At 67.2% G+C, this 13,635-nt stretch carries 12 protein-coding genes and 1 pseudogene; 7 read left to right on the forward strand and 6 right to left on the reverse strand.

What is annotated here, in order from left to right:
• Positions 1-869, forward strand: an 869-nt coding sequence (locus RM463_RS11705) for a pyruvate kinase (protein WP_311430145.1), incomplete at its 5' end; no start/stop codon positions are given.
• Between the two features lie 4 nt (positions 870-873).
• Positions 874-1,365: a methylglyoxal synthase gene (locus RM463_RS11710; RefSeq protein ID WP_311430146.1), complete on the forward strand. Its 492-nt coding sequence runs from the start codon at positions 874-876 to the stop codon at positions 1,363-1,365.
• A gap of 31 nt (positions 1,366-1,396) precedes the next feature.
• Here the strand turns inward: RM463_RS11710 and RM463_RS11715 are convergent, their stop codons facing one another.
• A complete protein-coding gene (locus tag RM463_RS11715) occupies positions 1,397-1,789 on the reverse strand; it encodes a CrcB family protein (RefSeq protein ID WP_311430147.1) in 393 nt (130 codons plus the stop codon).
• Positions 1,786-2,166 carry a CrcB family protein gene (locus tag RM463_RS11720; RefSeq protein WP_311430148.1) on the reverse strand — a complete coding sequence of 127 codons (381 nt, stop codon included), beginning with the start codon at positions 2,164-2,166 and terminating at the stop codon, positions 1,786-1,788. The genes RM463_RS11715 and RM463_RS11720 overlap by 4 nt, the downstream gene beginning before the upstream one ends.
• A gap of 240 nt (positions 2,167-2,406) precedes the next feature.
• Between RM463_RS11720 and RM463_RS11725 the strand changes: the two genes are divergently transcribed.
• Positions 2,407-4,782 (forward strand): mechanosensitive ion channel domain-containing protein, encoded by a 2,376-nt coding sequence (locus RM463_RS11725; protein ID WP_195688568.1) that lies wholly within the window; start codon positions 2,407-2,409, stop codon positions 4,780-4,782.
• Positions 4,783-5,191: 409 nt separating this feature from the next.
• Here the strand turns inward: RM463_RS11725 and RM463_RS11730 are convergent, their stop codons facing one another.
• The 4 genes from RM463_RS11730 to hemC are packed head-to-tail and all read right to left on the reverse strand — an operon-like array spanning position 5,192 to position 9,588.
• Positions 5,192-6,448 (reverse strand): heme biosynthesis HemY N-terminal domain-containing protein, encoded by a 1,257-nt coding sequence (locus tag RM463_RS11730; protein ID WP_195688569.1) that lies wholly within the window; start codon positions 6,446-6,448, stop codon positions 5,192-5,194.
• Positions 6,445-7,842: a uroporphyrinogen-III C-methyltransferase gene (locus RM463_RS11735; protein ID WP_311430149.1), complete on the reverse strand. Its 1,398-nt coding sequence runs from the start codon at positions 7,840-7,842 to the stop codon at positions 6,445-6,447. Before RM463_RS11735 ends, RM463_RS11730 begins: the two co-directional genes overlap by 4 nt.
• A 7-nt stretch (positions 7,843-7,849) precedes the next feature.
• Positions 7,850-8,647: a uroporphyrinogen-III synthase gene (locus RM463_RS11740; RefSeq protein WP_311430150.1), complete on the reverse strand. Its 798-nt coding sequence runs from the start codon at positions 8,645-8,647 to the stop codon at positions 7,850-7,852.
• Positions 8,647-9,588: a hydroxymethylbilane synthase gene (hemC, locus tag RM463_RS11745; protein ID WP_311430151.1), complete on the reverse strand. Its 942-nt coding sequence runs from the start codon at positions 9,586-9,588 to the stop codon at positions 8,647-8,649. Before hemC ends, RM463_RS11740 begins: the two co-directional genes overlap by 1 nt.
• A 287-nt stretch (positions 9,589-9,875) precedes the next feature.
• Between hemC and argH the strand changes: the two genes are divergently transcribed.
• The 4 genes and pseudogenes from argH to dapF all read left to right on the forward strand — a co-directional run bounded on the left by argH (position 9,876) and on the right by dapF (position 13,631).
• Positions 9,876-11,294: an argininosuccinate lyase gene (argH, locus tag RM463_RS11750; protein WP_311430152.1), complete on the forward strand. Its 1,419-nt coding sequence runs from the start codon at positions 9,876-9,878 to the stop codon at positions 11,292-11,294.
• Positions 11,294-11,410 (forward strand): annotated as a pseudogene (lptM, locus tag RM463_RS11755) (LPS translocon maturation chaperone LptM); the annotation flags it as partial. The gene argH and the pseudogene lptM, both read left to right, overlap by 1 nt.
• A gap of 86 nt (positions 11,411-11,496) precedes the next feature.
• Positions 11,497-12,783: a diaminopimelate decarboxylase gene (gene lysA, locus RM463_RS11760; RefSeq protein ID WP_311430153.1), complete on the forward strand. Its 1,287-nt coding sequence runs from the start codon at positions 11,497-11,499 to the stop codon at positions 12,781-12,783.
• A complete protein-coding gene (dapF, locus tag RM463_RS11765; RefSeq protein ID WP_311430154.1) occupies positions 12,783-13,631 on the forward strand; it encodes a diaminopimelate epimerase in 849 nt (282 codons plus the stop codon). Before lysA ends, dapF begins: the two co-directional genes overlap by 1 nt.
• Positions 13,632-13,635 lie beyond the last annotated feature (4 nt).

The following is a 13,635-nucleotide window of genomic DNA, read 5'->3' on the forward strand; positions in this document are numbered from 1 at the left end:
ATCTGGCGGTCTCGTTTCCGCGGCATGCCGCCGACATGGCCGAGGCCCGCGACCTGCTGGGCGAGGCCGGCGAGGAGATCGGCCTGGTGGCCAAGCTCGAGCGCGCCGAGGCGGTGACCGACGAGGCAACGCTGGACGGCATCATCCAGGCCTGCGAGGCGGTGATGGTGGCGCGTGGCGATCTCGGCGTGGAGATCGGCGACGAGAAGCTGATCGGTACCCAGAAGCGCATCATCAAGCGAGCCCGCAGCCTGAACCGGGCGGTGATCACCGCCACCCAGATGATGGAGTCGATGATCGAGTCGCCCCTGCCCACTCGCGCCGAGGTGTTCGACGTCGCCAACGCCGTGCTCGATGGCACCGATGCGGTGATGCTCTCCGCCGAGACCGCCGCCGGCGACTTCCCGGTGGAGACCATCGAGGCCATGGACCGGGTCTGCCTGGGCGCCGAACGCGAGCGGATCGCCCAGGAGTCGGGCCACCGCATCCACGAGGGCTTCTCCCGGGTCGACGAGACCATCGCCCTCTCCGCCATGTACGCCGCCAATCACCTCTCCGGGGTGGCCGCCATCGCCTGCATGACCTCGACCGGCTATACGCCGCTGATCGCCTCGCGCATCCGTTCCGGGCTGCCGATCATCGGCCTGGCCCACAGCGCCATCGCCCAGCGACGCATGGCGCTCTATCGCGGCGTGGTCTCGCTGCCCTTCGACACCAGCGAGATGACGGCCGAGGAGCTCAACGACCGCGCCCTGGCGCTGCTGGTGGAGAAGGGCATCGCCGAGCCGGGGGATCATGTGATGCTCACGCGGGGCGACGAGATGAACGCCCATGGCGGCACCAATACGCTGAAGATTCTGGGGGTATAGGCCAATGAACCATCCGCGCCCCAATCGCAACGTCACGCGCACCCTGCCGGCACGCAAGCGCATCGCCCTGATCGCCCACGACGGCAAGAAGGCCGAGCTGCTGGAGTGGGCCGAGCGCTGGCGCGAGACACTGGCTGATCATGAACTGATCGGTACCGGCACCACGGCCAGCCGGGTATCGAAGGCGCTCGAGCTACCGGTTCGGGGGCTGATGAGTGGCCCGCTCGGCGGTGACCAGCAGATCGGCGCACTGATCACCGAGCAGAAGCTCGACCTGCTGGTCTTCTTCTGGGACCCCTTCTCGCCCCAGCCCCACGACCCCGACGTCAAGGCACTGCTGCGCCTGGCGGCGCTGTGGAACGTCCCGGTGGCCTGCAACGCCGCCAGCGCCGACTTTATGGTCAGCTCGCCATGGCTCGATCGGGACTACACGATGAACATTCCCGACGCCGGCGCCTGGGTCTCGGGCCGGATATCCCCGCAGGACGACCAGTGAAGCCGCCACACTGAAGGGCTGTCGAGCCCCGCTACTCCAGCAGCGTGGCCAGCCGGCCTCCACCAAGATGGCCGATCCAGGCAGCCCCCAGCCACCCCACGAGACTCAGCACTATATAAGTCAGAGCCATCATCAGATGGCCCTGGCTCAACATGGTCAGGGTCTCCAGGCCGAACAGCGAGAAGGTGGTAAAGCCACCGCAGACGCCGGCGACCAGGAAGGGCTGCCGGCGTGCCACACCTCCATGAGGGCGAGCCGCGGCGTAGGCGGCAAGCAGGGCGATCAGCCCGGAGCCCACCAGGTTCACGAGCAGTGTCGCCCAGGGAAAGCCGGGGGCTGCCAGCCATACACCGAACTGAAAGCGCGCCAGGCTACCCAGCCCACTGCCCAGGCCGACGGCCGCATAGGCACGCCAGGCGCTCATGCCAGAGCTCCCGCGAGCCAGGCACCCAGCGCCAGGGCGGCAAGCCCCGCGGCCAGGGTCGCCGCCATGTAGCCGATGGCCGCGGGGCCGCGCTCCTGCTGCCATAACGACAGCGTCTGCAGGCTGAGGGATGACACCGTGGTATAGCCGCCCAGCAGCCCCGTACCCAGCAGGAGCCATGCCCCGGAGGGCGACCCCTCGGCAGGGAAGCCCAGCCAGCCGGCCAGCAGCCCCATGGCCAGGGCACCGCTGACATTCACCACCAGGGTACCCCAGGGAAAGCCCAGGCCCAGCCATCTCCCCGCGGCATCGCCGATGGCGAGCCGCAGCATGCCGCCCAGGGCCCCACCGACCAGCACCGACAGCGCTTCCAGCATGCCTGGCTATCTCCCGTGAACGAAAAATGCCACCCGAAGGTGGCGAACGAGTATCGCATGCTTGCCGTACCGACAGCAGTTCCGCCGTCTCGACAAATGTGACACACCCCGGCTCACACGTACAATTGCTGTACATGAAAACCGTGCACGGCGCCGGACTCGTGACCCTGCGCGAAAGTCCGTATCATGGCTATCCCGAGACAATTTACCGCCCACACGCCAAGAGATGGAGGTCACAGCGTGAACCCCAAGCGAGCCCTACCCCTGATGCTCGGCTGGCTGTTACTGGCACTGCTGATGCTGGCAGCTCCTGCCCAGGCACAGCAGGCGAGCGGTAGCAGTGAGCCACCCGCCTACTCGACCCTGGCCGACCTGCTCGAGAACCAGGAGACCCGACAGGAGCTGATCGACCAGTTGCGCGGCATGGCCGGCGACGTGGCCGAATCGACCCCCGGCGAAGCCGCCAGCGCCGCCCCCTCGCTGCCACGCCAGCTGGCAGAGCTGACCAGCCGTGTCGCCAGCGATATCGGCAGCCAGCTCGAGGCCATCGCCTCGGCCATTGGCGGCATGTTCGCGAGCGATCTGGAGAGCACCTTCGACATGGGGGCCTTCACCAGCGCCGCCATCAACCTGGGTCTGGTGATCCTGGCGACCTTTTTGCTGTTTATCGCCGTTAGACGCCTGGCCAGGCCGCTATTCACCAGCATCAGTCAGTGGTCGCTGAACGGCCGCGGCCTGACCCCGATCCTGCGCCTGATCATCTGCGTGGCACTGGCCGCCGTGGTCGATGTGCTGATCGTGTCTCTCGCCTACCTGGGCGGTAATCTGATCGCCACCTTCGCCATCGGCCAGACCGGCGAGCTCTCCACCCAGGCCTCGCTGTTCCTCAACGCCTTCCTGGTGATCGAGCTGCTCAAGGCCGGGGTGCGCATGCTGTTTGCCTCACGCTACGACGGCCTGCGGCTGCTGCCCATCTCCTCGGAAGAGGCCTCCTACTGGAATCGCTGGATCGCCCGGCTGATCGGCCTGGTCGGCTACGGCCTGATGGTCGTGGTGCCGCTGGTCACCGTCTATCTGTCACCGGCGGTAGGCAAGGGCCTGGGCACCCTGATCATGGTCGCTGCCTTTCTGTATGCCGTGGTGGTGGTGCTCAAGAATCGCAAGCGTCTGCGTGACGCTTTCGATGCCAAGGCCCACCAGACCACCATGGCCGCCAGTCGCGTCTCGCTGCAGCTGTTTGCACGCACCTGGCACCTCTTCGCCCTGGCCTACTTCACCATGGTGCTGGTACTGACTCTAGCACGCCCCGAAGATGCCCTGCCCTTTGTGCTCTTCGCCACCCTGAAGAGCATCGGCGCCGTGGTGGTGGGCCTGCTACTCTCCAGTTTCCTGACCCAGACCATCGGTCGCCGCATCCGCCTCTCCGATGACCTGCGCCGCAAGCTGCCGCTGCTCGAGCCACGCCTCAACAGCTATGTACCCAATGCCCTGCGGGTGATCCGCACCCTCATCGTGGTGCTGATCATCATGGTGGTGCTCAACGCCTGGGGCGCCTTCGACCTTGCCGCCTGGTATGCCTCGGAAGTGGGTCGCAATCTGGTCGGCAAGCTGGTCAGTGTGGCGACGATCCTGGCCATCGCACTCATGGTATGGCTGGCCCTGGCGAGCCTGATCGAACACAAGCTCAACCCCGACACCGGTGGCGGCATGCCCTCGGCGCGTGCCCAGACGCTGCTTTCGCTGTTCCGCAACGCCCTGGCCATCGCCCTGGTGACCATGACGGCGATGATCGTGCTGGCCGAGATCGGCATCAATATCGGCCCGCTGATCGCCGGTGCCGGGGTTCTGGGCCTGGCCATCGGCTTCGGCGCCCAGAAGCTGGTGCAGGACATCATCACCGGCATCTTCATCCAGGTGGAAAACGCCATGAACACCGGCGACGTGGTCACGGTGGGCGGCATCACCGGCACCGCCGAGAAGCTCAATATCCGCTCGGTGGGCATTCGCGACCTCTCGGGCACCTACCACCTGGTGCCCTTCTCGAGCGTGGATACCGTCTCCAACTATATGCGCGGCTTCGGCAACCATGTCGGCGAATACGGCATCGCCTATCGTGAGAATATCGACACCGCCATCGAACAGCTGCAGCTCGCCTACCAGGACCTCAAGGCCAGCGACGAGCACGGCCACAAGCTGCTGGCTCCCCTCGATGTCGCAGGCGTCACCGCCCTGGCCGACAGCTCGGTGAATATCCGGGTGATCATCAAGACCACCCCCGGAGATCAATGGGCCGTGGGGCGCGCCTACAACCGCCTGGTCAAGCTGCGCTTCGACGAGGCCGGTATCGAGATTCCCTTCCCGCACACCACGCTCTACTTCGGACAGGACAAGTCCGGTACCGCACCGCCCGCCAACCTGCGCGTCATGCAGCAGGACTTCACCATCGACGGCAGCCCGGCCGGGCAGCCCAGAGGCGATGACACGGCCACCGACGACCGCTTCATCCCTGTCCGGAAAGGCGCTACCACCTCGGCGAGCGAGCGCATCAATCCACGTCATGAGCAGGTGGACCCCGAGAACAAGAAGCCCAGCGGCAGCGATGTCGACGAGCCCTGATCTCGGCGCGATAGTCCACGTGTAGCACGGCAGCGGGGCCGCCTTAGGGCGGCCCCGCTATTTGTTTCATCGCCATTTGGCCTGAAGTTGGTGGGTGCCTCGCGTAGATCCGATAAGCCAGAGACGCATCGGGCATGACGCTGGCGCCCGCTCTATGCCCGCTGCGCTGGCACTTACCGAGCCTATGAATTTGGATGGCTCATTAGTGCCATGCGGCCGATCATCACGCCAACCTGGGAAGACCCCGATATTTCTGGGTGGCTCCCGAGCCGGGGCGAAGCGGTAGGATAGGAGAAGGAGAGGCGGTCCGATGCATCGGCTCCACATCACGGCGGGAGGCCGGCACCCATCACCAGATACACGAAGGGGGCGCCGAAGCGCCCCCTTCCGTCATGGAGAAGACCAGCCGTCAGGAGGCCTTCTTCGCCCGCTTCTCGTCGAGCACATCCCTGTCCTCGCTGGGCTGGGGCAGCGAGGGAAGCGACTTGTCGAGCAGCTCGACGCTCTGGCGATAGTAGAGCTGGCTCTTCTGGTGCTCGCCCAGGTTGGCGAAGAGCCTTGCCAGTTCGGCACACACCACGCCGCTCGGCCGCTGGCGTTGGCTCGCCTCGAAATACTCCTGGGCCTTGCCCCAGTAGGCGTTGCGCAGCGCCAGACGCCCCAGGGTCAGCAGCAGGTCGGGGTCGTTGGGTCGCTCCTTCAACCACTGCTCGGCGGTGACCAGCTGACGGGACGCATCCACATCGAGCAGGCCATAGCGCAGCACCAGGCGACTGTCCCAGTTCTCCTTGAGGGAGTGACGCAACAACCGCTCGGCGATGGGCTCCTGGCCCCCGTGCACCAGCGCCTCGGTATAGAGCACGATCAGCTCGACGTCACCACGCAGATGGTCGGGCATATCGGCCCACAGGCTGCGCACCGTCTCGATGTCGCTACCCTCGCGAGCCTCACGCACGATCAGCTCGCGATAGGCACGCCGCTCGAGCTGGGCGCGCTCCTCGGGAGAGATCAGCTGCTGGGCGCCCAGGCGCGGCATCAGGCGACGCAGTCCATCCCAGTCGCTGACGCTGAGATAGGCCTGCTTGAGCTGCTTGAGCACCTGAGGGTGGTTGGGCAGCTGACGATCGAGCCGGGTAAGGATGGCCAGCGCCTCCTCATACTGCTGACGATCGAGCAGCAGCTGGGCCTGCACCAGCCCCACGGCGGAGTCGGCACCCTCGGTGCTGAGATGAGCGCGCTTGAGCAGGGTATCGGCCTGCTCGAAGCGACCCTGATAGTGGGCCGCCAGCGCCGCGGAGAGATAGTTGACCAGCGGCGTGCTGGAGTCGTCCGCTGACTTGACCAGCGACTTCTCGGCCTTCTTCCAGCGGCCCTCGGCCAGCGCCACCAGGCCGCGCACGGTGCGCTTCATGGCGGAACGATGGCGGGAACGGCTGTTCCAGACCTTGAAGCGGGAGACCGGACGGGTGAGGCGCATCAGCAGGCGCAGCGCGAAGTGCAGCACCAGGAAAGCGGCCAGCAGGAGCACCAGCCCGAACCAGAAGGAGGTCTGGAAGGAGGTATCCCCCACCCGGACCAGCCAGTAGCCGGGCACCGACATCATCAGCTGTCCGAACAGTGCACCAATGGCCAGGCCTATGACGATGATCAGTATCAGCTTTCTCATGCCTCATCTCCCTGGCGCGACTCGAAGCGGCGCTCGATGAAGGTGGCCAGGGCCTGCTGGGAACCGCTGATATCGGGCAGCTCGGGACGAACCGCCTTGCCCTTCAGCTCACGCAGACGCGCGAGCACCGACTGCACACCGCTGTCGTCGGTATCGTAGTAGCCTTCGATCAGGGTGATGGCCTTGTCCAGGCTGGCCTCGAAAAGCGTCTCGTCCTCCTTGAGCAGGGCCAGCTGGGCCTGCTCGATTACCAGGCGTACGCTCTGACGCAGGTAGGTCTCCTGCTCCGGCGAGATCAGCGCCTCCAGGGCCTCATCATGCTTGCGCACGGTGACCAGGCTCTTAAGCTCCTGACCGAAGCTCGACAGCTGCTGCTGCCAGGAGCCCGTCGGCGCCTCCTCCATGCCGGAGCTGGCGGTGATCTCGTCGATGTCCTGGGAGAGCGGACGCCCGGCGATCTGCTCCTGCTGGGCATTGAGGGTCAGCCACAGTCCGGTGCGGTCCACCTGGGGCACCGCCTCCAGGCCGGAGAGCTCATTGGCGATCTCGCGGCGCACCGGCACCAGCGCCGGGTTGTCGGCCTCCTTGAGGCGCGCGTCGGCGGTGCGCAGCAGCGCGGCGGCACCCTGAACATCGCGCTCCAGCTGCAGGCGCTGATTGGCCAGGCGCAGCAGATAGGCCGCCTCGGCATGCAGCCAGTCCCGCTCGTCGGTCTGCTGCTCGCTGGAGAGCTCGGCCAGCACGCGATCGAGGGTCTCGTTGACCTCGCCGCGGTAGTCGGAGAACTTGCCCTCGAGCGACGAGACGGCCTCCTCGAGGCTGGCCTGGCGCTCGCTCTCGGCCTCTTCGAAGCGCGACTGCAGCTGGTTCAGGTCGCCGGTGGTAGCGGCCTGGCTGGTCCGGGACTCCAGCTCGGCGAGGCGCGCCTGCTGGGCATCCAGCTTCTGCCAGGCCTGCCAGCCAAACAGGGCAGCGGCGATGGCCAGCAGGAGGACCAGCACGATCGCTACCACGCCGGCCTTGCCACCCTTGCCGCCACCACTGCCAGTCGCGGTGGGCGTACCGGTCTTGGCGCCGCCTCCGCCGGACTCAGGCTTGCCGGTCCTGGTGGAGGCTGTCTCGTTCTTGCCGGCGGCAGGCTTCTTGTCGGCTGGCTTGCCGGCCTCAGGCTTGCTTCCCGCTGTCTTACTCGAGGCAGGCTGCTCGGCAGGCGCCTGGCTCGCGGCCGGCTTGGCGGCCTCGCTCCTGGTACCGCCAGCCTGGTTCGACTTGTCATGCCGGCGGGAGCGGCGCTTGCCGGAGCCATTGCCCCTGCTGGCCTCGTCACCCGAGGTCGCCGACTGTGCGCCGTCAGACGCCTTCTGTTCTTCCTGCTCGTGTGGTTGCTTGCTCATCTTGTCGCTAGCCCTTTTCGAGATCGTCTTGATCGACATCGGCTTCCTGCGAGTCACAGGCGTTGGACACGGCCGCCGCCAGTGCCGTCGGGGTGGCGCCACGCGCCACGACGGGGTCACGAAACCCCAGCTTGCCAGCCAGTGTAGCCAACCGGGCGCTGGAAACGATTAGCGGTTGGTTCAAGGCGGCGCCTGCACACCATCTTGCCAGATAATCGAGGATTTCTCCGCTGCTGACCACCAGTGCGCGGAAGTGGCCCCTGGCAAGACACTCTGCCATGGCCGGCTCGGGGGGCTGGAGGGTGCGCCGATAGACGGCCAGACGCGTTACCCGGGCCCCGCGTGCGGCGAGCGTTTCTGCAAACAGGGTGCGCCCGCCTTCCCCGGCCACCAGCAGCACCTTCTCGTGATCGAGCGCACGCAGGGAATCCAGGGTGAGCAGCGCCTCGCTGGTATCCTCGCCGGCGATCGCCGGGGGCACATGGACCCGCACGCCGAGTCGCTCATGCAGCACGGCGGCGGTCGCCGCCCCCACGGCATAGTAGTCGATGCCCACCGGCAGCTGGGGCCAGAAGCGGTCCAGCGCCTCGGCGAGGCACTCGGCGGCGAAGGGGCTGACCACCATCACGCGCCGAAACTGATCGAAATCGAGCCAGGCCGCACGCTGCTCGGGGGTCTCGGGCAACGCCTCGACGCTCATCGCCTCGAAACGCGCGACCGGCAGGCCATAGTCGGCAATCGCGGCGGCCAACACGGCACCGCGCTCTCCGGGACGCGTGATCACCACCCGCGGCTGAGTCTCCATCAACCGGCGCCGTAGACCTCGGCGAGGATCTCTCCGGCGCCCATCTCCAGCAGCTCCTCGGCGACCCGGATGCCCAGCGCCTCGGGCTCGTGAATCGAGCCACGCCCCTCGGTACGCAGCACGCGCGCCCCATCGGGGGTGCCGACCAGGGCGCGTAACCACAGGGTCTGGCCATCGTTCTCGAACACCGCATGACCACCGATCGGCACCTGACACCCTCCTTCGAGGCGAGTGTTCATGGCCCGCTCGGCGCGTACGCGAGTGGCGGTATCGGGATCATCCAGCGGCGCCAGCAGGCTGATCAGCTCGGGATCGTGAAGGCGACACTCGATGCCCAGCGCGCCCTGGCCACAGGCCGGCAGGCAGACCTCGGGGGGCAGCTCCTGTGCGATTCGCTCGCCCAGATTCAGGCGACGCAGCCCGGAGGTGGCCAGGATGATGGCATCGAAATCCCCGGCATCGAGCTTGCCCAGGCGAGTCTGGACGTTGCCCCGCAGGCTGAGGATCTCGAGGTCGGGACGCGCCTCCCTGACCTGCAGGCCGCGGCGCAGGCTGGAGGTGCCCACGCACGCGCCTTCCGGCAACTCGTCGAAGCTGGCGTAGTGGTTGGAGACGAAGGCGTCGGTCGCCTCCGCACCGGCCAGGATCACCGAAAGGCCCAGCCCCTCGGGGAAGCTCATGGGCACATCCTTCATGGAGTGCACCGCGATATCGGCACGTCCGTCGAGCATCGCCTCCTCGAGCTCCTTCACGAAGAGCCCCTTGCCCCCCACCTTGGCCAGCGGGGTGTCGAGGATCTTGTCGCCGCGAGTGGACATGGCGACCAGCTCCACCTCGAGACCGGGATGAAGGGCCACTAGCCGATCGCGGACATATTCGGCCTGCCACATGGCCAGTTGACTCTTGCGCGTGGCGATGCGCAGCTTGGTGATGGATTGCACGAAGTTCTCCCTGTGCCGGCGTCCCGGCTGGCAGCGAGCCAGCGCAGGTTTCCGGCGAAGTTGACATGCATGACGCACGATAACCCTCATCATAACAAGCCCCCAGCCCGAGAGGAAAAATCCACGGCCCGTGCGGCTCCGCTGCCCTGTCGGCGGAGGACGCCCCTCGCCTGCCTCGGCGACTCTGGTACACTCCTTGCCATGTCGCGCCTGCCGCCGCGAGACCGGCGGCCGCGGGGGGCCCAGCCCCCAGCCAACCGCAACCCGTCATGCAGGATCCCGAACCGATGACCTCGAGCTCTTCCAACTCCGGCACCAACCAGTCCTGGGGAGGCCGCTTCAGCGAGCCCACCGACGCCTTCGTCGCCCGCTTCACCGCCTCGGAGGCGTTCGACCGCCGCCTGGCCTTCCACGACATCCAGGGTTCCATCGCCCACGCCACCATGCTGGCCCGGGTCGGCGTACTCAGCGAAGACGAGCGCGATGCCATCATCAGCGGCCTGGACGAGGTGCGCGGTGAGATCGAGCGCGGCGAGTTCCCGTGGTCCGTCGAGCTGGAAGATGTGCACATGAACATCGAGGCGCGGCTGACCGCGAAGATCGGCATCACCGGCAAGAAGCTGCATACCGGCCGCTCGCGCAACGATCAGGTCGCCACCGATATTCGCCTCTTCCTGCGTGACGAGATCGATCAGATCGCCATGGAGCTTGCCCGCCTGCGGACGGGGCTGATCGAGCTGGCCGACCGCGAGGCCGATACCATCATGCCCGGGTTTACCCATCTGCAGACCGCCCAGCCGGTGACCTTCGGCCACCATCTGCTGGCCTGGCAGGAGATGCTGGCCCGCGACCATGAGCGGCTGCTCGACTGCCGCAAGCGGGTCAACGTGCTCCCCCTGGGTGCCGCGGCGCTGGCCGGCACCACCTATCCCATCGACCGCCATGTCAGCGCCGAGCTGCTGGGTTTCGAGCGCCCCGCCGAGAACAGCCTCGATGCGGTCAGCGATCGCGACTTCGCCATCGAGTTCACCGGCTTCGCCAGCCTGCTGCTGATGCACCTGTCGCGCATGAGCGAGGAGCTGGTGCTGTGGACCAGCGCCCAGTTCGACTTTATCGACCTGCCCGACCGCTTCTGCACCGGCTCCTCGATCATGCCCCAGAAGAAGAACCCCGACGTCCCTGAGCTGGTGCGCGGCAAGACCGGCCGCGTCTACGGCCATCTGATGGGCCTGCTGACCCTGATGAAGTCCCAGCCCCTGGCCTACAACAAGGACAACCAGGAGGACAAGGAGCCGCTGTTCGACGCCGTGGACACCGTCAAGGACTGCCTCAAGGCATTCGCCGACATGGTGCCCGCCATCGAGCCGAAGAAGGCCAGCATGGCCGAGGCGGCCCGGCGCGGCTTCTCCACCGCCACCGACCTGGCCGACTACCTGGTACGCAAGGGGGTCGCCTTCCGCGACGCCCATGAGATCGTCGGCCAGTCGGTGGCCTACGGCCTGGCCGAGGGCAAGGATCTCTCGGAGATGACCCTCGACGAACTCAGGCAGTTCTCCGACACCATCGAGCGGGATGTCTTCGAGGTGTTGACCCTGGAGGGCTCGGTGGCGGCTCGCAACCATATCGGCGGGACGGCCCCCGATCAGGTGCGTGCCGCCGCCCAGCGGGCCCGTGATGCACTCTCGGCCCTTGCAGGAGGCGCCTGATGGGCCGCCTGGCTTTCTCTGCCCTGGTCTTGTTCCTGGCCCTGGGTCTGGCCGGCTGTGGCCAGAAGGGGCCGCTCTACCTGCCCGGTGACGAGCAGGCCGCCGAGCAGTACGGCCCCCGCGAGACCCAGCAGGCCAGCGATGCCCAGCAAGAGAGCACCGAGCGCGATCAGGACGCGCCCCAGGACACGGAGGAATAGCCATGGACCACTTCAACTATCGCGACGGTGTGCTCTACGGCGAGGAGGTGCCGCTGAGCACCATCGCCGAGACATTCGGCACGCCCTGCTATGTCTACTCCAGGGCCACCCTGACCCGCCACTTTCGCGCCTATACCGAGGCGCTGGGCAGCCATCCTCACCTGATCTGCTATGCGGTCAAGGCCAACTCCAACCTGGCGGTACTGGGGCTGCTCGCCCGCCTGGGCGCCGGCTTCGATATCGTCTCGGTGGGCGAACTCGAGCGGGTGCTGGCCGCGGGCGGCGATCCGGCCAAGGTGGTCTTCTCCGGCGTGGCCAAGCAGGAGGGCGAGATGGCCCGAGCGCTGGAGGTCGGCATCAAGTGCTTCAACGTCGAGTCACGCCCCGAGCTCGAGCGCCTCGACGCCGTCGCCGGCCGGCTCGGCAAGGTGGCCCCGGTATCGCTGCGCGTCAATCCGGACGTGGATGCCGGCACCCACCCCTATATCTCCACTGGGCTCAAGGACAACAAGTTCGGCATCCCGGTCGACGAGGCGCTGGCGGTCTACGAGCTGGCCGCCAGGCTCCCCAACGTGCGCGTCACCGGCCTGGACTGCCATATCGGCTCCCAGCTCACCGAGCTCGCCCCCTTCCTCGATGCCCTGGACCGCCTGCTGCTGCTGCTCGAGACCCTGCGCCACCGCGGCATCGAGGTGGAGCACCTGGACCTGGGCGGCGGCCTCGGCGTGCCCTACCGCGACGAACAGCCGCCGGCGCCCTTCGACTACGCCACGGCCCTGCTCGAGCGCCTTTCCGGCTGGGAGGGCAGCGAGGGGCTGACCCTGCTGTTCGAGCCGGGACGCTCCATCGCGGCCAATGCCGGAGTGCTGCTGACCCGGGTGGAGTTTCTCAAGCCCGGCGAGACCAAGAACTTCGCCATCGTCGACGCCGCCATGAACGACCTGATCCGCCCCGCGCTCTATCAGGCGTGGCAGGCCATTCTGCCGGTGGACACGCGCCATCCGCGGCCCAGCGACACCTACGATGTGGTCGGCCCGGTGTGCGAGACCGGCGACTTCCTGGGCAAGGACCGCACGCTTGCCATCGCCGCCGACGACCTGCTGGCGGTACGCTCGGCCGGCGCCTACGGCTTCGTGATGGCCTCGAACTACAACAGCCGCCCGCGACCCGCCGAGGTGATGGTGGACGGCGACCGGAGCCACCTGGTGCGCCGCCGCGAGCGACTCGATGAGCTGTGGACGGGCGAGGCCCTGTTACCGGACGACGCCGGGTCGGAGGGTGGGCGCTAATGCTGCTGCACTTCACCAAGATGCATGGCCTCGGCAACGACTTCATGATGGTCGACCTGGTGACCCAGCGTGCCCGCTTCACCGACGACCAGGTCCGCCGCCTGGCCGACCGCCGCTTCGGTGTCGGCTTCGACCAGCTGCTGGTGGTCGAGCCACCCCGGGATCCCGACATGGATTTCCGCTACCGCATCTACAACGCCGACGGCAGCGAGGTGGAGAACTGTGGCAACGGAGCGCGCTGCTTCGCCCGCTTCGTGCGCGACCAGCGCCTCACCCACAAGCGCGAGATCCATGTGGAGACCGCCGGCGGCCCCCTGGTGCTGAAGGTGGAGGAGGATGGCCGCATTCGCGTCGACATGGGGGAGCCCCGCTTCGCCCCGGCATCGCTGCCCTTTACGCCTGAGCCCTTCGAGGGCGACACGGACCGGGTGCTGCACCGCCTCGAGGTGAACGGTGAGTCCGTCGAGCTGGGGGTGGTCTCCATGGGCAATCCCCATGCGGTCATGCGAGTCGATGCTGTCGACGAGGCGCCCGTCGAGCGCCTCGGCCCAGCCATCGAGGCCCATCCGCGCTTTCCCAGGCGAGTCAATGTCGGCTTCATGCAGGTGGTGTCCCCCCACGAGATCCGCCTGCGGGTCTACGAGCGGGGTAGCGGCGAGACACTGGCCTGCGGCACCGGTGCCTGCGCCGCGGTGGCCAGCGGCATCCGCCAGGGCCTGCTGGAGAGCCCGGTGAGCGTGCACCTGCCGGGGGGCGAGCTGACCATCGAGTGGCAGGGCCCCGGCACGCCGCTAGCGATGACCGGTCCCGCCGAGCGCGTCTTCGATGGCCGCCTGCTGCTGTATTGACCGC

Source organism: Halomonas sp. LES1, from assembly GCF_031846005.1.
Classification (GTDB): Bacteria; Pseudomonadota; Gammaproteobacteria; order Pseudomonadales; family Halomonadaceae; genus Halomonas.

Coding starts and splice junctions, on each gene's coding strand:
- RM463_RS11710 (WP_311430146.1), top strand. CDS start 874: ATGAACCATCCGCGCCCCAATCGCAACGTCACGCGCACCCTGCCGGCA.
- RM463_RS11715 (WP_311430147.1), bottom strand. CDS start 1,789: ATGAGCGCCTGGCGTGCCTATGCGGCCGTCGGCCTGGGCAGTGGGCTG.
- RM463_RS11720 (WP_311430148.1), bottom strand. CDS start 2,166: ATGCTGGAAGCGCTGTCGGTGCTGGTCGGTGGGGCCCTGGGCGGCATG.
- RM463_RS11730 (WP_195688569.1), bottom strand. CDS start 6,448: ATGAGAAAGCTGATACTGATCATCGTCATAGGCCTGGCCATTGGTGCA.
- RM463_RS11735 (WP_311430149.1), bottom strand. CDS start 7,842: ATGAGCAAGCAACCACACGAGCAGGAAGAACAGAAGGCGTCTGACGGC.
- RM463_RS11740 (WP_311430150.1), bottom strand. CDS start 8,647: ATGGAGACTCAGCCGCGGGTGGTGATCACGCGTCCCGGAGAGCGCGGT.
- argH (WP_311430152.1), top strand. CDS start 9,876: ATGACCTCGAGCTCTTCCAACTCCGGCACCAACCAGTCCTGGGGAGGC.
- lysA (WP_311430153.1), top strand. CDS start 11,497: ATGGACCACTTCAACTATCGCGACGGTGTGCTCTACGGCGAGGAGGTG.
- dapF (WP_311430154.1), top strand. CDS start 12,783: ATGCTGCTGCACTTCACCAAGATGCATGGCCTCGGCAACGACTTCATG.